The 16,645-nt window shown below is 70.4% G+C and carries 18 protein-coding genes; 7 read left to right on the forward strand and 11 right to left on the reverse strand.

Going from position 1 to position 16,645, the window contains the following annotated elements; translation table 11 throughout:
• Positions 1-16 precede the first annotated feature (16 nt).
• Genes ABT367_RS28140 through ABT367_RS28160 form a run of 5 tightly spaced genes read right to left on the reverse strand, consistent with a single transcriptional unit; the run spans position 17 to position 5,264 of the window.
• Entirely contained in the window at positions 17-862 is an 846-nt protein-coding gene (locus ABT367_RS28140) for a glycosyltransferase family 2 protein (RefSeq protein WP_352256014.1), read from the reverse strand.
• A gap of 44 nt (positions 863-906) precedes the next feature.
• Positions 907-1,686 carry a CDP-alcohol phosphatidyltransferase family protein gene (locus tag ABT367_RS28145; RefSeq protein ID WP_352255986.1) on the reverse strand — a complete coding sequence of 260 codons (780 nt, stop codon included), beginning with the start codon at positions 1,684-1,686 and terminating at the stop codon, positions 907-909.
• Positions 1,664-2,728: an iron-containing alcohol dehydrogenase family protein gene (locus ABT367_RS28150; RefSeq protein ID WP_352255988.1), complete on the reverse strand. Its 1,065-nt coding sequence runs from the start codon at positions 2,726-2,728 to the stop codon at positions 1,664-1,666. The genes ABT367_RS28145 and ABT367_RS28150 overlap by 23 nt, the downstream gene beginning before the upstream one ends.
• A complete protein-coding gene (locus ABT367_RS28155) occupies positions 2,716-3,453 on the reverse strand; it encodes a phosphocholine cytidylyltransferase family protein (protein ID WP_352255990.1) in 738 nt (245 codons plus the stop codon). The genes ABT367_RS28150 and ABT367_RS28155 overlap by 13 nt, the downstream gene beginning before the upstream one ends.
• Positions 3,450-5,264, reverse strand: coding sequence for a DUF5941 domain-containing protein (locus ABT367_RS28160; protein WP_352256016.1), 1,815 nt, complete (start codon positions 5,262-5,264; stop codon positions 3,450-3,452). The genes ABT367_RS28155 and ABT367_RS28160 overlap by 4 nt, the downstream gene beginning before the upstream one ends.
• 408 nt (positions 5,265-5,672) lie before the next feature.
• Between ABT367_RS28160 and ABT367_RS28165 the strand changes: the two genes are divergently transcribed.
• A complete protein-coding gene (locus tag ABT367_RS28165) occupies positions 5,673-6,608 on the forward strand; it encodes a cation diffusion facilitator family transporter (protein WP_352255992.1) in 936 nt (311 codons plus the stop codon).
• Between the two features lie 21 nt (positions 6,609-6,629).
• Here ABT367_RS28165 and ABT367_RS28170 read toward each other — a convergent pair whose 3' ends face one another.
• Complete coding sequence (locus tag ABT367_RS28170; RefSeq protein WP_434975554.1) at positions 6,630-7,118, reverse strand: iron chaperone; 489 nt, start codon at positions 7,116-7,118, stop codon at positions 6,630-6,632.
• A gap of 94 nt (positions 7,119-7,212) precedes the next feature.
• Between ABT367_RS28170 and ABT367_RS28175 the strand changes: the two genes are divergently transcribed.
• On the forward strand, positions 7,213-7,758 hold the full coding sequence (locus ABT367_RS28175; protein ID WP_352255994.1) for a GNAT family N-acetyltransferase: 546 nt from the start codon (positions 7,213-7,215) through the stop codon (positions 7,756-7,758).
• A 147-nt stretch (positions 7,759-7,905) separates the two neighbouring features.
• Complete coding sequence (idi, locus tag ABT367_RS28180) at positions 7,906-8,499, forward strand: isopentenyl-diphosphate Delta-isomerase (RefSeq protein WP_352255996.1); 594 nt, start codon at positions 7,906-7,908, stop codon at positions 8,497-8,499.
• Here the strand turns inward: idi and ABT367_RS28185 are convergent.
• Together ABT367_RS28185 and ABT367_RS28190 are read right to left on the reverse strand one after the other, a co-directional pair.
• Complete coding sequence (locus tag ABT367_RS28185; protein ID WP_374194249.1) at positions 8,465-9,001, reverse strand: ATP-binding protein; 537 nt, start codon at positions 8,999-9,001, stop codon at positions 8,465-8,467. The genes idi and ABT367_RS28185 overlap by 35 nt on opposite strands.
• Before the next feature lie 131 nt (positions 9,002-9,132).
• On the reverse strand, positions 9,133-9,708 hold the full coding sequence (locus ABT367_RS28190) for an HdeD family acid-resistance protein (RefSeq protein WP_352256020.1): 576 nt from the start codon (positions 9,706-9,708) through the stop codon (positions 9,133-9,135).
• 214 nt (positions 9,709-9,922) lie between these two features.
• Between ABT367_RS28190 and ABT367_RS28195 the strand changes: the two genes are divergently transcribed.
• On the forward strand, positions 9,923-10,699 hold the full coding sequence (locus tag ABT367_RS28195) for an enoyl-CoA hydratase/isomerase family protein (RefSeq protein WP_352255998.1): 777 nt from the start codon (positions 9,923-9,925) through the stop codon (positions 10,697-10,699).
• On the opposite strand, the gene ABT367_RS28200 is transcribed toward ABT367_RS28195, so the two are convergent.
• From ABT367_RS28200 to ABT367_RS28210, 3 genes are all read right to left on the reverse strand, one after another.
• On the reverse strand, positions 10,662-11,294 hold the full coding sequence (locus tag ABT367_RS28200) for a DJ-1/PfpI family protein (protein ID WP_352256000.1): 633 nt from the start codon (positions 11,292-11,294) through the stop codon (positions 10,662-10,664). The genes ABT367_RS28195 and ABT367_RS28200 overlap by 38 nt on opposite strands.
• An 84-nt stretch (positions 11,295-11,378) precedes the next feature.
• Positions 11,379-12,014: a DJ-1/PfpI family protein gene (locus ABT367_RS28205; RefSeq protein WP_352256022.1), complete on the reverse strand. Its 636-nt coding sequence runs from the start codon at positions 12,012-12,014 to the stop codon at positions 11,379-11,381.
• A gap of 53 nt (positions 12,015-12,067) precedes the next feature.
• Positions 12,068-13,051: a GlxA family transcriptional regulator gene (locus ABT367_RS28210; RefSeq protein WP_352256002.1), complete on the reverse strand. Its 984-nt coding sequence runs from the start codon at positions 13,049-13,051 to the stop codon at positions 12,068-12,070.
• 110 nt (positions 13,052-13,161) lie between these two features.
• On the opposite strand from ABT367_RS28210, the gene ABT367_RS28215 reads away from it, so the two are divergent.
• The 3 genes from ABT367_RS28215 to ABT367_RS28225 form a co-directional block, all read left to right on the forward strand.
• A complete protein-coding gene (locus ABT367_RS28215) occupies positions 13,162-14,025 on the forward strand; it encodes an SCO6745 family protein (RefSeq protein ID WP_352256004.1) in 864 nt (287 codons plus the stop codon).
• 82 nt (positions 14,026-14,107) lie between these two features.
• The gene (locus tag ABT367_RS28220) at positions 14,108-14,254 is read left to right on the forward strand and encodes an LPFR motif small protein (RefSeq protein WP_352256006.1); all 147 of its coding nucleotides are present in this window, start codon (positions 14,108-14,110) and stop codon (positions 14,252-14,254) included.
• A 111-nt stretch (positions 14,255-14,365) separates the two neighbouring features.
• Positions 14,366-16,645: Tex family protein (locus tag ABT367_RS28225; RefSeq protein WP_352256008.1), on the forward strand; the 2,280-nt coding region annotated here is incomplete at its 3' end.

Genomic DNA, 16,645 nt, shown 5'->3' on the forward strand with positions numbered 1-16,645 from the left:
CTCAGACACGAGCTTGTCAGATGACAGGAGGTCGGCCCAGTCGGGTCAGCCGCCATACCGTCCGCCACTTCATGGGGTGCCGCGGACCGCAGGGCGTCCGCAAACCCTCCTTGAAGCCGCCGAACCACGCCCTGAGCGCGGGCCGTGAGGGCCTGCGCAGCAACGTGAGCAGCATCCACAGGCCCAGGTAGACCGGGACCAGGGGCGCCGGCAGATTGCGCCGGGCCAGCCAGACGCGGTTGCGGGCGACCATCCGGTGATAGACCGCGTGCCGCGAGGGCGCCGTGGTCGGGTGGTACAGGACCATGTCCGCGCGGTAGTCGATCATCCAGCCGGCGTCGAGGGCCCGCCAGGCAAGATCGGTCTCCTCGTGCGCGTAGAAGAACGCGTCGGGCAGGCCGCCGACCTCGGCGAAGACCTTGGTACGTACGGCATTGGCACCGCCGAGGAAGGTCGTGACCCGCGAGCTGCGCATCGGGTCGGACGCCCGCAGGCGCGGTACGTGCCGCCGCTGGGTCTCGCCGGTGTCGGGGTCGGCGATCCGGAAGCTGATGATGCCGAGCTCCGGATCGGCGGCGAAGGCTCGGCGGCACAGCTGGGCCGTGTCCTGCCGGGCCAGCAGACCGTCGTCGTCGAGGAACAGCAGGATGTCGATGTCCTTGCCGTTCTTGCCGAAGGCCTCGATGCCGACGTTGCGGCCGCCGGGGATGCCGAGGTTCTCGGGCAGTTCCACGGTGCGCACGCCCGCGGGGACCTCGGGCACGGGCGAGCCGTTGCCGACGACGACCACCTCGATCCGGTCGCCTTCCTGCTTGGCGACCGAATCGAGCAGCGCACGGAGCTCGTCGGGCCGGTTGCCCATCGTGATGATGACGGCACCGACCTTCAGTCGCTCGGCCTCGACGGTCACTTCAGCCTGCTCGAGGCCAGGATGGACACCAGGTGCAGCAGCGTCTGGAGCAGCGCGATGCCCGCGAGAACGGCGACACCGAGACGCGAGAAGAACAGGTCGCCGCGCGCCGAGTCCACGATCGCGAGGACCAGGATCAGGAGCGAGGCCTCGATGCCGAGCACCAGGCGGTGGAACTTCAGCGCGGACGCGGCCCTGCGGGCCAGCGCCATCCCGGAGGAGCGGATCTCGCTGGCCGCCTCCTGGACCACGGGCTTGCCGGCCTGGTGCCGGGCCACACCGACCAGGTCCGTCTCGGCCTTGATCAGGATGGCGCCGAGCGCGGCGAGCGTGCCGAGGAAGGCCCACAGCCAGTCGATCCGGCCCTCGCCCCAGATGTCCGCGGCCCGCAGACCGAAGCCGACCAGGACGGCGGCGTCGCAGAGGTACGCGGCGACGCGGTCGAGGTAGACACCGGCGAGCGAGTACTGCTTCTTCCAGCGGGCCAGTTCGCCGTCGACGCAGTCGAAGAGGAGGTAGAGCTGCACCATGACCACACCGAGCACCGCACCCCAGATACCGGGGACGAGCAGCGCGGGGGCGGCGAGGGCGCCGGCGAGGGTCATCACATAGGTCACCTGGTTCGGGGTGACCTTCGTGTTCACCAGGTGCCGGTCCACCCGCAGCGAGATCTCGCGCATGTAGAGCCGGCCGGCCCAGTGCTCGCCGCTGCGGCGGTCCTTCACCCCGGCGGGGTGAACGACCGGGCGCAGTTCAGCTACCGATGGCTTTTGCATAGTCGGCGTAGGCGTCCTTGATCTGATCGGCGTTGTAGTCGAGGTGCTCGAGGATCGTGTAGCGGCCGGGGCGGGTCTGCGGCGCGAAGAGCACCGCCTCGACCAGATCCTGGCTGCTGAAGCCCATCTCGTCCGCGAGCACGGGCAGTCCGTGGCGGCGCAGCGTCTGGGCCATCTCGCCGGCGGTCTCCAGGTCTCCCCGCAGGAACGTGGCGAAGGCGCCGCCGAATCCGCACTGCTCGCCGTGGAGCGCGTTGCGCTTGGGGAAGAGCAGGTCGAAGGCGTGGCTGATCTCGTGACAGGCCCCTGAGGCGGGCCGCGAGTCGCCCGCGACCGACATGGAGAGCCCGCACATCACCAGGGATTCGGCCAGCACGGTCAGGAAGGCGTCGTCGCCCACACCGCCCGGATGCCGCAGCACCGCATGGGCGGACTGCCGGGCCATGGAGGCGGCCAGACCGTCGACGAGTTCACCGTTGACCTTGTTGGACAGCTCCCAGTCGGCGACGCAGGAGATCTTGCAGATCACATCGCCGACGCCCGCGCGCACGAAGCGGACGGGGGCGTCCCGGATCACGTCGAGGTCGATGACCACGCCGATCGGGCTCGGTACCCCGTACGAACCGCGGCCCGCGTCGTTGTCGAGCGTCGCGACCGGGGAGCACAGTCCGTCGTGCGCGAGGTTGGTCGCCACGGCGACCAGCGGGAGACCCACACGGGCCGCCGCGTACTTCGCGCAGTCGACGACCTTGCCGCCGCCGAGCGAGACCAGGGCGTCGTAGCGCCCGGCCTTCTTGACCGCGTCGGCAAGCGCGATGGCGCCGTCGAGCGTGCCGTCGGCCTGGCTGAACCACTGCGCGCCCGGGAACAGCGGGGCGAAGCGCTCCTGGAGCGCCTTGCCGGACCCGCCGCTGACGGCGAACGCGAGCTTTCCGGTGGGGGCGATGCGCTGGTCGGTCAGGATCGTCGGCAGATCGTCCAGCGCGCCCGCCCGGATGTCGACGACAACTGGGCTCGGCATCAGCCGGGTCAGTACTGGCACGCGATCTCCCGGCCCTTGGCGAGGTCGTCGTGGTTGTCGATCTCGACCCACTTCACGTCACCGATGGGGGCCACGTCGATCTTGAAACCGCGGTTCACGAGCTCCTGGTAGCCGTGCTCGTAGAACTGCTGCGGGTCGGCCTCGAAGACCGTCTTGAGGGCGTCGGCCAGCTCGTCGGCCGCCTCGCCCTCGATGAGGGTGAGACCGATGTACTCGCCGGAGGCCTCCGCCGGGTCCATCAGCTTGGTGATCTTCGTCATGCCCTTCTCGGCGTCGACGACGACCTTCATCTCCTCGTCCGCGAGGGACTTCACCGTGTCGATGGCGAGGATGATCTTCTTGCCGTCACCGCGGGCGGCGAGCAGCGTGTGCTCGACGGAGACCGGGTGCACGGTGTCGCCGTTGGCGAGGATCACGTCGTGCTTGATCGCGTCGCGGCCGCACCACAGGGAGTAGGCGTTGTTCCACTCCTCGGCCTTGTCGTTGTCGATCAGGGTGAGCTTCAGGCCGTACTTCGCCTCGAGCGCCGCCTTGCGCTCGTAGACGGCCTCCTTCTTGTAGCCCACGATGATCGCGACCTCGGTGAGACCGATCTCGGCGAAGTTGCCGAGGGTCAGGTCGAGGATGGTGGTGTCACCATCGACGGGCACCAGCGCCTTGGGCAGGGTGTCCGTGTACGGACGCAGACGCCGTCCGGCGCCTGCCGCAAGGACGAGGCCGATCATGCGGGTTCTCCTTCGTCGTGTACGGCGGGTGCGCCCTGACGTGCGGCGATCACCCAGAAGCGGATGCTCTCGACGAGCACCACCAAGGCCACTGCCACGGCGAGAACCGTGAGCGCGACCGAGAAGTCCTGTGCGGACAGAAGAGCCGCCGCGACCGCGACGACGAGCGTCCTTCCCTCTTGCCCGCCGATGGCCCGCACGAGCCAGGTCGGGGGCGCGCCGGTGCCGCCGCGGATGCGGTACACCGTGTCGTAGTGATGGTAGGCGACCGCGGCCACCAGGCCGAAAGCCGCCGGAAGGGCTCCGTTCACGTCCGCGTGCGCGGCGAGCACCAGGACCGCGCCGTATTCGGCGGCCCGGAAGACCGGCGGGACCATCCAGTCCAAGGGGCCGGTGAGCGGCGCGGAGAGCGCGAGGCCGGAGAGGACCACGTAGAAGACCGCACCGACGATGATCGCGGTCGCGTTCCCGGTCCACACGTTCGCGATCAGGGCGCCGGCGCCGATCAGCGCGAGGATCAGCGGCGCGTACGGCATCGTGCGGCCGCCGCTGTTTGCGCGGACCTTGGCCACGTACGAGGCCAGGGCACCGTTGTCGGCGAGGTCGGCCAGCGCCCGGGCCGCACGGTCCGTGCGCTGCGCCTTGCGCGTCAGCGACCGCAGCACGCGGCCGGCCGTCGTATAGAGGGCCGCGAAGGCGCAGCCGATCAGCAGCACCACGAACGTGATCCGGGGAGTGGCCACCGCGGTCAGGATCGCTATCAGCGCCCACCGCTCGCCGATCGGCAGCACGATCATCCGCCGCAGCCACACTGTCCAGCCGACGCTGTCGAGCTTGTCGGAGAGCGCGGCGGTGGGGCTGGTGTTGGCGGTGGCGTCGTGGTTGGCCTCGTTGAACGAGAAGTCGACGACGTGCCGGCAGATCTGCAGGATCATCGCGCCGAGCGCCAGGGCCCATACGTCGTCGCCGCCCCGGGCGGCTCCGAGCGCGAGGCCCGCGTAGTAGGCGTACTCCTTGGCGCGGTCGAAGGTGGCGTCGAGCCAGGCGCCCATCGTCGAGTACTGCAGCGAGTAACGGGCGAGCTGCCCGTCGGTGCAGTCCAGGACGAACGAGAAGATCAGCAGCACACCGGCGGCGACGAAGCCCCAGCGCTCACCGGTGGCGGCGCAGCCGGCCGCGATGAGCGCGGTGATCAGCGAGGCCGTGGTGACCTGGTTCGGGGTGAGTCCCCGGCGGGCGCACCAGCGGGCGATGTAGCGCGAGTACGGGCTGATGAAGTGTGTGGTGAAGAAGCCGTCGCGGGATTTCACGGCGGTACGGAGACGGACGGCCTCCTCGTCGACGGCGCCGACGGCCTGCCGGGCCTCGTTGCGCGCCTGCGGGTCGCCCGGGACCGTGGCGACGAGGGTGCCGAGTTCGGGGCGGTGGACTTCGGTGCCGTCCGCTTCGAGCGCGGCGGCCACGCGGTCCGCGAGCGTGTCCACCCGTACGACGGTGTCGCCGCCCTCCGCCCCGGTGGCCCGACGCACCGCGCGGCCGAGGGCGGGCAGGGCTTCGGGGAGCACGGCGACCGCGCCGGGCACGGCCGAAGCGCGGAAGCGGGGGTCGGTCAGGCCGAGGCGCAGCGCGTGCTGGTGACCGACGAAGCCCGCGTCGACGAGAGCGACCCGCTCATCGGCCGGTGCGGCGGCGAGCAGCGCGGCGGTGTCCGCCGGTGTGGACGCGACCCGCACGTCGAAACCCAGGGCCCGCAGATCGCCTTCGAGCGACGAGCCGGGTACCTGCGAGCCGGTGAGAATGGCGGTCGACAGACGAACTCACTCCTTGGGGGGCCGGCGCTCGGCGCCGGACGGCGTGCAGGTGGGGACCACCGGACCGACGGCCCGGGCGGCACGTCGGCTGAGGTTATCGGATGAATGGAAGCGGCCGTTCACCGCCCGTTCAGGACGTGATCATGGTGGACTGCAGCTGCACCGCCACCGCGTTCATCTTCCTTTATCCGGCCCGCAACTCACAAACCGCGCCGTCCGCGGCAGGACCGAGGCCGGAGCGCCGCAAGCCTCTGACCTGCGGAGCATTTGCCCAGGTCAGGGCACATGACAACGGTGTTCAGTGCAGCGTTGCAAGATACCCCCCACCCGTAGTTCACTGTGATCGCCGGCCCGCTGCGAGGGCCTGCTCCGCACCAGCGTCCGACGAAACTTTGAGAGGGAGGGCCGATGGGAGCCGGGCACGACCACGGGCACACAGGCACCAATTCGGGTGGCACGGTATCCGCCGCACATATGGGGCGGCTGCGTATCGCGCTGTGCATCACGCTCGGCATCATGGTCGTCCAGATCATCGGCGGCATCGCTGCGAACTCGCTCGCCTTGGTGGCCGACGCGGCCCATATGGCGACCGACGCCCTCGGGCTCGGGATGGCCCTGCTCGCGATCCACTTCGCCAACCGCCCGGCGAGCGTGAACCGCACCTTCGGCTACGCCCGCGCGGAGATCCTGGCGGCGCTCGCCAACTGTCTGCTGCTGCTCGGTGTCGGCGGTTTCGTGCTGTACGAGGCGGTCGAGCGCTTCTTCACCCCCGCCGACACCGACGGTGGTCTGGCGATCATCTTCGGTGTGATCGGCCTGGTGGCGAACCTGATCTCGATGTCGCTGCTGATGCGGGGACAGAAGGAGAGCCTGAACGTACGCGGGGCGTTCCTGGAGGTCCTCGCGGACGCGCTCGGCTCGGCCACGGTGATCGTCTCGGCGCTGATCATCCTGCTGACCGGCTGGACGGCCGCCGACCCGATCGCGTCGATCGTGATCGGCCTGATGATCGTGCCCCGCACGATCAAGCTCCTTCGCGAGACCCTGAACGTGCTCCTGGAGTCGGCGCCCAAGGGCGTCGACATGGAAGAGGTGCGCTCGCACATACTGGCGCTGCCGGGCGTCGAGGACGTGCACGATCTGCACGCCTGGACGATCACCTCGGGCATGCCGGTGCTCTCGGCGCATGTCGTGGTCAGCGCGGAGATGCTGGACTCGATCGGGCACGAGAAGCTGCTGCACGATCTGCAGGGGTGCCTCGGTGACCACTTCGACGTGGAGCACTGCACGTTCCAGCTGGAGCCGGGCGGGCATGCGGACCACGAGGCGAAGGTGTGCCACTGAGACACCCCTGCGGGACGGGGTTCAGGAGACGGCGCGGCGCACCAGTTCGGCCACCTGCTTCTCGACCGCGGGCGTCAGCTCGGTGATGGCGTACGACGTGGGCCACATCGTGCCGTCGTCGAGGTTGGCGACCTGCTCGAACCCGAGGGTGAGGTAGCGGACCTTGAACTTCGCGGCGGGCGTGATGAAGCAGAGGACCTTGCCGTTCCTGCCGTACGCGGGCATGCCGTAATACGTACGCGGGACGAGCTCCGGGCCGTTCTCCTTGATGATCTCGTGCAGCCGCTCGGCGATGGTCCGGTCGCTGCCGGTCATCTCCTCGATCTTCGCCCGCACGACGCCCTCGGGATCCGCCTTCTCGGCGGCCTTGAGCTCCTTGGCCCGCTCCTTCATGGCCGCGCGCTCCTCCTCGGAGAACCCGTCGTACGACTTCGCGGGGGCCTTCTTGGCGGCGGTCTTCTTCGCTGCGGTGGTCTTCGCTGCGGTGGTGGTCTTCTTCGCGGTGGCCATCGGAGTGCCTTTCGCTGCGGGCCGGCGTCTGTGACTCCAGGCTAGGAACCGGGACGGGTCGGTGGCTTCTTCAAAACTGCTTGATCATGGGGATATGGACAAGCGGCATGACAAGGAGAAACGCATGGGCACGGACTGGACCGTACGACCGGAGAAGCCGTCGGACCGTGCCGCGGTGCACGCGCTGAACGCGGCCGCCTTCGAGACCTCGATGGAGGCGGACCTGGTGGACGCGCTGCGCGAGGACGAGCAGGCGTGGATCGAGGGCCTGTCGTACGTGGCCGAGACGCCGGACGGGGAGCCGGCCGCGTACGCCTTGATCACCCGCTGCCTGGTCGACGAGGAGCCGGCCCTTGTGCTCGCTCCGGTGGCCACGCTGCCGAAGTACCAGCGGCAGGGCGCCGGTGCCGCGGTGATCGAAGCGGTGATCGAGGCGGCCCGCACGCGGGGGCAGGAGCGGCTGCTCACGGTCCTCGGCCACCCCGGGTACTACCCGCGCTTCGGTTTCACCCGGGCCTCGCAGTTCGGCGTGCGGCCGGGGTTCGAGGTGCCCGACGAGGCGATGATGGCGATGGTCCTCGAGGGCGAGGGTCCGGTCCCCGCGGGCACGATCCGCTATCCGGCGGCTTTCGGAGTGTGAGCAACCATCCGGGTATGCGGGGGCGTCAGCCCCCACATACCCGCGAAGCGCCCGGGCGCCGCCCGGAAAACGGCCCGGTGCGGAGCGGCGGAGCCCGGCACCCCGGAAACTGCGGCAAACTTGAGGCTTCGACCCGAAAGGATGGTTATGCCGATCACCCCAGCCACCGCGGCGAACAGTTCCCAGAACGGCGCCGCGGAAGCGATCCTGCTCGAACTGGTCGACGAGGACGGCAATACCATCGGCACCGCGGAGAAGCTCTCGGCGCACCAGGCGCCCGGCCGGCTGCACCGGGCGTTCTCCGTGTTCCTCTTCGACGAGCAGGGCCGGCTGCTGCTGCAGCGCCGGGCGCTCGGCAAGTACCACTCCCCCGGCGTGTGGTCCAACACCTGCTGCGGGCACCCGTATCCGGGTGAGGCGCCGTTCGCCGCGGCCGCCCGTCGCGTGTCCGAGGAGCTCGGGGTCTCGCCTTCGCTGATGGCGGAGGCCGGCACGGTGCGCTACAACCACCCGGATCCCGAATCGGGCCTGGTGGAGCAGGAGTTCAACCACCTGTTCGTCGGCATGGTGCAGTCCCCGCTGCGGCCGGACCCCGAAGAGGTCGGCGAGACGGCCTTCGTGACGCCCGAGGAGCTCCTGGTGCGGCACGAACAGGGCCCGTTCTCCGCTTGGTTCATGACCGTGCTCGATGCCGCCCGGCCGGCGATCAAGGAGCTGACGGGTCCCAGCGCGGGGTGGTGACCTGGGGCTTGAGCGGCAGGGCGGCCCAGATCACCTTGCCGCCGGTCGCGGTGTGCTCCGCGTCGCAGGCTCCGCCGGCCTCCTTCGTGATCTCCCGTACGAGCAGCAGACCGCGTCCGCCCGTCTGCCCCTGATCGGCCTCGAGGGCCTTGGGGCGGTACGGGTGGTTGTCCTCGACGGACACCCGCACCCACTCGGCGCCCACGGCCACCTCGACGGCGAGCATCGGCGACAGCAGTGCCGCATGCCGTACGACATTGGTGACCAGCTCGGAGACGATCAGGAGCAGGCCCTGCACCGTGTCGTCGGCGGCAGGGACGCCCTGCCGGGCGAGCAGATCGCGGACCGCCCGGCGGGCCTGTGGCACCGAGGCGTCCACGGACGGTGCGGTGAATCTCCAGACTCCCTCGTACGGCAGCGGCCCGGCCGTTGGTCGGTCGGGGGGCACCCTGCCGTATTCGCGCATCTGCCGGTCGCCGCCCTCACGCTCGATAGTCACCACCCTTCGAGTTTGGGAAGGTTTTGGTCCGGACCGGATCGGTGACCGGAACTCGTCGTGTATCGACGGCATTTGACCGAGTGCGTATGACAGCGTCAGTTGTGCGACTGCTTCGTGTGCTTCTTGTTCTGACTTCAAGCTGTCGGGGATTCAGGGGGTTTGGGCGCCTCGGAGTCTTCAACTCCGCTTACCAGACTGACGATTCGACGACCCGCGATCCCCATCGCGATCAGACCGAGACCGTCGAAGAGCAAGGCGAGCGAGAAGAAGCAACCGATCACGTACAAGCTGCTGCCGGGCCACTCCGCCAGGATCAGCACGCCGATCAGGAGGCCGAACGCGCCCTGCACCAGGGTCAGTCCGAACTGCGGCCCGCGCACCACGACACTGCCCACCAGGCGGAACACACCACCGGTCAGGAAGAGCAGCGCGGCGAACATGGTCAGCGCCTCGGCCGTGCCGTCCGGGTGCCGGATCACGACCACACCGGCGGCGATGTTGAGGGCGGCCACGACCACCCCCAGCCAGAAGAAGTTGGACCCGCGCATCTGCAGCGCCTGCGCCAGACCCACCAGACCGCCGATGAGGAGCAGCCAGCCGAAGAGGATCATCGAGGTGAGCGTGGCCACGCCGGTGTAGACCAGACCGACGAGACCGCCGAGCACGAGGATCGCGCCGAGCGCGGTCATCAGGCCGAGGCTGCGGTGCATCTTGCGGCCGGGTTCGGTGAGCTGCGTACCGCCCGAGGTACTGCCGGGCGTGGTGCCGGGCGAAGTGCCGGACGCGGGCTCCGCGGCTGCGGGGGGCTCGGTGTCCGCGCCCTGTTCCTTGCCTGTTCCGTCTTCGGGTGTGGCCATGGCGTCTCCCTACGGGCCGCCCCCTGGTCCGATCGTACGAGCAGGGGGTGCGGATAGCATCCGGCGCATGTCCACGGATCCCCTGCCGCAGCTCGTCCATGCCCGTGCCGACGGTGTCGCCACGGTCGTGATCTCGCACGCGGCCAAGCGCAACGCCATGACGAACGCCATGTGGCGGGCCCTGCCCCCGCTGCTCGACGAGCTCGCCGCCGACCCCGAGGTGCGGGTGCTGGTCCTGACGGGTGAAGGCGCCACGTTCTGCGCGGGCGCCGATATCTCGGGCCTGGTGGAGTCCGCCGACGAGGCGCGGGAGCTCGCCGTACGGGCCGAGGAGGCGCTCGCCGCGTTCCCGAAGCCGACGCTCGCGGCCGTACGGGGGCACTGTGTGGGCGGCGGCTGCCAGCTGGCCGTGGCCTGCGATCTGCGCTTCGTGACGGAGGGCGCCCTGTTCGGGATCACGCCCGCGAAGCTCGGGATCGTCTACGCGGCGTCCTCGACCCGGCGGCTGGTGGACCTGGTCGGTCCGGCGACCGCCAAGTACCTGTTGTTCTCCGGCGAGTTGATCGGCAGTGCGCGGGCGCTGCGCTCCGGACTCGTGGACGAGGTGCACGCCGAGGACGAACTGGACAAGCGCGTGGCCGAGTTCGCCCGCGTCCTGGCGTCGAGGTCGTTGCTCACGCAGGTGGCGGCGAAGGAGTTCGCGGCCGGGCGGACCGGCCGCGAGGAGTACTTCGGCGCGCAGATGCGCGAGGGCGACGACACCGCGGAGGGTGTCGCCGCCTTCCTGGAGCGCAGGACGCCGCGGTTCAGCTGGATGCCGGGCTCGTCGTCATCGAGCGCATGAGCTCGACCAGGTGCGCGGGCGCCTTGTCGGGCGAGCCGGCGTCGTAGGGCGGCTGCGGGTCGTACTCGGTCATCAGCTGGACGAGCTGGGCGTGGTCGTCGCCCGCGATCTTCCCCGCGAGGGTGAGGCCCATGTCGATGCCGGACGAGACACCGGCGGCGGTGACGTACTTGCCGTCGAAGACGACCCGCTCGCCCGTGGTCTCGGCGCCGTAGCCCGCGCACTGGTCCATGTAGAGCCAGTGGCTGGTCGCCCGGCGGCCCTTCAGCAGGCCCGCGGCGCCCAGCAGCAGCGATCCCGTACAGACCGAGGTGGTCCACGTCGTACCGGCGTCGACCTGGCGCAGCCAGTTCTGGATCGCCTTGTTGTCGACGGGGACGTGCGGTCCGCCGGGCACGATCACGATGTCCGGGCTCGTGACCTCGTCCAGGGACTTCTGGGCGACGAGGGTGAGGTTGCCGGTGTCGTCGCGCACGGGCCCCGCCTGCTCGGCGACGAACACCGTCTCGGCGCCGGGGAGCGGTCCGAGTGTGGTGTAGGGGCCGATGGCGTCGAGGGCGGTGAAGTCGTCGAAGAGGAGTATCGCGATCTGCATGGGTTCCCCCTGAATGGGTTGATGCCGGTCCGAAGTGGTTGATGCCGGTCCGAAGTGGGCTGTGCAGGTCTGAGCGGGGCGGTGTCAGTGCTGCGGGTGCCGGGTGTTGGCCCGGAACTCGGCGACGAGTTCGGCCGGTGCCTTGTGCGGTGCGCCCGCGTCGTACGGAGGCTGCGGGTCGTACTCGGTGAGCAACTGGATGGACTGCGCGGCGCGGTCGCCGGCGATCCGTCCCGCGAGGGCGAGGCCCATGTCGATCCCGGAGGAGACTCCGGCCGCCGTGGCGTACTTGCCGTCGAAGACCACCCGCTCCTCGGTCGCTTCGACCTCGAAGCCGGTGAGGAAATTGAGGGCCAGCCAGTGCGAGGTGGCCTTGCGGCCCTTGAGCAGTCCGGCGGCGGCGAGCAGCAGGGAGCCGGTGCAGACCGAGGTCGTCCAGGTGCTGGTCGCGTCGGCGGTGCGCAGCCAGTCGAGCAGGACGGTGTTGTCCATCTGCGGGGTCTGACCGGGGCCGCCGGGGACCAGGACGATGTCGGGGCGCTGCACTTCGGCGAAGGTCTTGTCGGCGGTGAGCGCGAGGGCGCCGGTGTCGGCGCGCACCGGTCCCGTCCGCTCGGCGACGAACACCGTCTCGACGCCCGGGACCCGGCTGAGGATCTCGTACGGTCCGACGGCGTCCAGGGCGGTGAAGCGGTCGAAGAGGACGATCGCCAGCTGCATCTCTGTCTCCAAATGAGCGAAGGTGTAAGGGAGTTCGGGCGCCGACGGGTCGCTCAGGCCGGGACCGGGCGGAAGCGGCGGCGGTACTCGGCCGGGGGCACGCCGAGCGTCTTGACGAACGCGCGGCGCATCGCCTCCGGGGTGCCGTAGCCGCAGGAACGGGAGATCTCCTCGACGCCCAGGGCGCTGTCCTCCAGCAGCCTGCGCGCCTGCTCGACGCGGACCCGCTCCACGTACCGTCCGGGCGTCATGCCCGTCTCGGCCTGGAAGGCGCGCGCGAAGTGGCGCGGCGAGAGGCGGGCGCGGGCCGCGAGCGCTTCCACGCCGAGGTCCTCGGCGGGGTGCTCGCTGATCCACTGCTGGACGTCGCGCAGCGGTTCGCGCTGTGCGGTCTGGGCGGAGAGCTGTGCGCTGAACTGGGCCTGATTGCCCGGCCGGCGCAGGAAGACCACGAGGACGCGGGCGACCAGAAGAGCTGTGTCGCGGCCGAGGTCCTCCTCGACGAGGGCGAGCGCGAGGTCGATCCCGGCGGTGACGCCCGCGGAGGTGGCGACATTGCCGTCCCGTACATAGATCGCGTCCGGTTCGACCTCGACCTGCGGGTGGTTGCGGGCGAGGGTGGCGCAGAAACCCCAGTGCGTCGTCGCCCGGCGGCCGTCGAGAAGACCCGCGGCCGCCAGCAGGATCGCGCCGGTGCACACGGAGACGAGGCGCTCCGCACGCGGGGCGTGCTCGCGCAGCCAGTCGACCAGGTGCGCGTCCGGCGCCCGGGTGCCCTGCCCGCCGGGTACGAGCAGTGTGTGCGGCGCGGGTGCCTCGTCAAGGCGCCCGTCGGGCACGAGAGTCAGTCCGCTCGAGGTCCGCACGGGCAGGCCGTCGAGCGAGGCGGTACGGATCTCGTACGCGCCGCCGCCCTCGTACGGGTCGCCGCCGAACCGGCCGGCCGCGTCGAAGACCTCGACGGGGCCCGTGACATCGAGGCTCTGGACGCCGTCGAAGAGGACGACCAGGACGGTGCGAACGCTGCGCTTCGTCATGGGTCCATTGTTCGGTCGGGTGGCGGCGGCAGCAATGTCGAGTACCCCACCTTTCCTGCCATGGCCGTCCTGGCCTTCCCTCCATACCGACCCGTCGGTAACGTGCGCGCATGACCACTCCACTGCCCGCGAAGGCCGGGCGCCGCTGCCACAACATGCTCAATCCGCTGCACTCCGCGCACTACTTCTCGCCGGAGTTCGCCAAGGAGATGGGCGCGCTCGGGCTCGACTCGTGGAGCCCCGCCTACTTCGCGGGCCGCTCGGCGGCGATGGGTGCGGTGGGTCCGGGGACCGTGGCGGCCACGTACTACAACTTCAAGTACGAGCTGATCGCCGCGCATGTGCCGGCGATCTGGGAGTCCGCCTCGCCCGAGGACGTCCTGGCCGGCCGGCTGCGCGCCGTCGACGCCAATCTGCGCCGGCTGCTCGGGGACGCCGTCGAGGGCCCTGAGATGGCCGAGGCGGCGCGGCTCGCGCTCACCGCGGCCGAGGCCTGCACCCGGCACGCACGCCCGCTCTACGCCGCGCACGCGGATCTGCCCGTGCCCGACGCACCGCATCTGGCGTTCTGGCACGCGGCGACGCTGCTGCGCGAGTTCCGCGGCGACGGCCATATCGCGGCGCTGCTCTCCGCCGGTCTCGACCCGCTGGAGGCGCTGGTCAGTCACACGGCGACCGGCAAGGGCTTCACCCCCAAGTGGGCCCTGGAGACCCGCGGCTGGAGCCGCGCCGAGTGGGACGCCGCGGTCGTACGCCTCGAGGGGCGCGGACTCCTCGACGATCAGGGCGAGTTGACCGAGGCGGGCGTCCAGCTCCGCAAGGGGCTCGAGGAGGCGACGGACCGTATGGATGCGGCGCCTTACGCGCATCTGGGCGCGGCCGGGGTGGAGCGGCTGACCGAGCTCGCGGGCGGATTCGTGATGACGGCGCTCGGCGCGGGGGCGTTCCCGGCGGATCTGATCGGCAAGGGCTGACCGGACCGTCAGCGCGTTTGACCGGCGCACTCCCGGCTACCCGATCGTCTCCGAGCAGTGTTCGCCGACGAAAGGGGAAACCGTGTTCCGCGCCATCGCAGATGTGCTGCGACAGATCGGCGGGGCCGTCGCCACCGTGGTGACCTTGCCGTTCCGGGCCCTGGCCCGGCTGTTCGGCGGCGCCTCCAGGAGCGGCGGACGCCGCACCCGGGCGCCGCGCCGCGTCTGAGCTCGCGGGCCGGACACCACGGCGCGCCTCCCGCCCCACCGGCTCTCCACCCGCCCTCGCCACCTGCCACAATGGCGGGCTCAAGCTCAGCGAGAAGGCGGTACGGGAATCGTGACGACACCCACGTTGTCCATCGAGAGCAGGATCGCCGAGGAGCTCGGCGTAGCGGAGCGGCAGGTCAAGGCCGCGGTCGAGCTGCTGGACGGCGGCTCGACCGTGCCCTTCATCGCGCGGTACCGCAAGGAAGCCACCGGCATGCTCGACGATGCGCAGCTGCGCACGCTCGAGGAGCGGCTGCGGTATCTGCGCGAGTTGGAGGAGCGCCGCACGGCGGTCCTCGATTCGGTACGGGAGCAGGGCAAGCTCACCGACGCGCTCGAGGCGCAGATCCGCGCGGCCGACACCAAGGCCCGGCTCGAGGACATCTATCTGCCGTACAAGCCGAAGCGGCGCACCAAGGCGCAGATCGCCCGCGAGGCGGGTCTGGAGCCGCTGGCCGACGGCCTGTTCGGCGACCCGACCGTGGAACCCCTTGCCGCCGCGGCCGCGTTCGTCGACGCCGACAAGGGCGTCGCGGACGCGCAGGCCGCCCTGGACGGGGCCCGCGCGATCCTCACCGAGCGGTTCGCGGAGGACGCGGATCTGATCGGTGAGCTGCGCGAGCGGATGTGGACGCGCGGCCGGCTCGCCGCCAAGGTGCGGGAGGGCAAGGAGACCGAGGGCGCCAAGTTCTCGGACTACTTCGACTTCGCCGAGCCGTTCACCGACCTTCCCTCGCACCGGATCCTGGCGATGCTGCGCGGCGAGAAGGAGGGCGTGCTCGATCTGGTCCTCGAACCCGAGGAGCCCACGGACGGGCCAAGCTCTTACGAAGGCATCGTGGCGCACAGGTTCGGCATCGCCGACCGTGGCCGCCCGGCCGACAAGTGGCTGCAGGACACGGCCCGTTGGGCCTGGCGCACCCGTATCCTCGTGCACCTCGGCATCGACCTGCGGCTGCGTCTGCGGACCGCCGCCGAGGACGAGGCGGTCAAGGTGTTCGCGGCGAACCTGCGCGATCTGCTGCTCGCCGCGCCCGCGGGGACCCGCGCGACCCTGGGCCTCGACCCCGGTTTCCGTACGGGCGTGAAGGTGGCCGTCGTCGACGCGACCGGCAAGGTGGTCGCGAAGGACACCGTCTACCCGCATGTCCCGGCCAACAAGTGGGACGAGGCGCTCGCCAAGCTGGCGCGGCTCGCCGCCGAGCACAAGGTCGAGCTGATCGCGATCGGCAACGGCACGGCCTCCCGCGAGACCGACAAGCTCGCCGGTGACCTCATCACCAAGCACCCGGAGTTGAAGCTCACCAAGGTGATGGTCTCGGAGGCCGGTGCCTCCGTGTACTCGGCCTCGGCCTTCGCCTCGCAGGAGCTGCCCGACCTGGATGTGTCGATCCGTGGCGCGGTCTCGATCGCGCGCCGCCTCCAGGACCCCCTGGCCGAGCTGGTGAAGATCGACCCGAAGTCCATCGGGGTCGGCCAGTACCAGCACGACCTGTCCGAGGTGAAGCTCTCGCGCTCCCTCGACGCGGTGGTCGAGGACTGTGTGAACGGCGTCGGCGTCGATGTGAACACCGCTTCCGCGCCCCTGCTCGCCCGCGTCTCCGGCATCGGCGCGGGTCTGGCCGAGAACATCGTGGCCCACCGGGACGCGAACGGCCCGTTCCGCGCCCGTACCGGACTCAAGGAGGTGGCGCGGCTCGGCCCGAAGGCGTACGAGCAGTGCGCTGGCTTCCTGCGGATCCGCGGCGGTGACGACCCGCTTGACGCCTCGTCCGTGCACCCCGAGGCGTACCCCGTGGTGCGGCGGATGGTGAAGACCACCGGCGGCGAGGTGGCCTCGCTGATCGGCAACACCGCGACGCTCAAGTCCCTGAGGGCGTCCGACTTCGTGGACGAGACCTTCGGTCTGCCCACCGTCACCGACATCCTGCGCGAGCTGGAGAAGCCGGGGCGCGACCCGCGGCCCGCGTTCAAGACGGCCACCTTCAAGGACGGCGTCGAGAAGATCGGCGATCTGGTGTCCGGGATGGTGCTCGAAGGTGTGGTCACCAACGTGGCGGCCTTCGGTGCTTTCATCGACATCGGGGTGCACCAGGACGGTCTGGCCCATGTCTCCGCGCTGTCCAAGACCTTCGTCAAGGACCCGCGCGATGTGGTGAAGCCCGGCGACATCGTCAAGGTGAAGGTGCTCGACGTCGACATTCCGCGCAAGCGGATCTCGTTGACGCTGCGCCTGGACGACGAGGCCGCCAAGGACGGCGGCGAGAAGTCCGCAGGCGGCGGCCGGCGTGAGCGCGGCGGTCAGGGCGACCGGTCCGGCCGTCCGCCGCAGCAGCGCGGCGGCGTCAAC

The sequence above is a fragment of the Streptomyces mesophilus genome, assembly GCF_040300965.1.
GTDB lineage: Bacteria > Actinomycetota > Actinomycetes > Streptomycetales > Streptomycetaceae > Streptomyces > Streptomyces mesophilus_A.

Coding starts and splice junctions, on each gene's coding strand:
- ABT367_RS28195 (WP_352255998.1), top strand. CDS start 9,923: ATGTCCACGGATCCCCTGCCGCAGCTCGTCCATGCCCGTGCCGACGGT.
- ABT367_RS28170 (WP_434975554.1), bottom strand. CDS start 7,118: ATGGCCACCGCGAAGAAGACCACCACCGCAGCGAAGACCACCGCAGCG.
- ABT367_RS28190 (WP_352256020.1), bottom strand. CDS start 9,708: ATGCACCGCAGCCTCGGCCTGATGACCGCGCTCGGCGCGATCCTCGTG.
- ABT367_RS28200 (WP_352256000.1), bottom strand. CDS start 11,294: ATGCAGATCGCGATACTCCTCTTCGACGACTTCACCGCCCTCGACGCC.
- ABT367_RS28215 (WP_352256004.1), top strand. CDS start 13,162: ATGACCACTCCACTGCCCGCGAAGGCCGGGCGCCGCTGCCACAACATG.
- ABT367_RS28145 (WP_352255986.1), bottom strand. CDS start 1,686: ATGCAAAAGCCATCGGTAGCTGAACTGCGCCCGGTCGTTCACCCCGCC.
- ABT367_RS28175 (WP_352255994.1), top strand. CDS start 7,213: ATGGACAAGCGGCATGACAAGGAGAAACGCATGGGCACGGACTGGACC.
- idi (WP_352255996.1), top strand. CDS start 7,906: ATGCCGATCACCCCAGCCACCGCGGCGAACAGTTCCCAGAACGGCGCC.
- ABT367_RS28140 (WP_352256014.1), bottom strand. CDS start 862: ATGGGCAACCGGCCCGACGAGCTCCGTGCGCTGCTCGATTCGGTCGCC.
- ABT367_RS28210 (WP_352256002.1), bottom strand. CDS start 13,051: ATGACGAAGCGCAGCGTTCGCACCGTCCTGGTCGTCCTCTTCGACGGC.
- ABT367_RS28165 (WP_352255992.1), top strand. CDS start 5,673: ATGGGAGCCGGGCACGACCACGGGCACACAGGCACCAATTCGGGTGGC.
- ABT367_RS28205 (WP_352256022.1), bottom strand. CDS start 12,014: ATGCAGCTGGCGATCGTCCTCTTCGACCGCTTCACCGCCCTGGACGCC.
- ABT367_RS28155 (WP_352255990.1), bottom strand. CDS start 3,453: ATGATCGGCCTCGTCCTTGCGGCAGGCGCCGGACGGCGTCTGCGTCCG.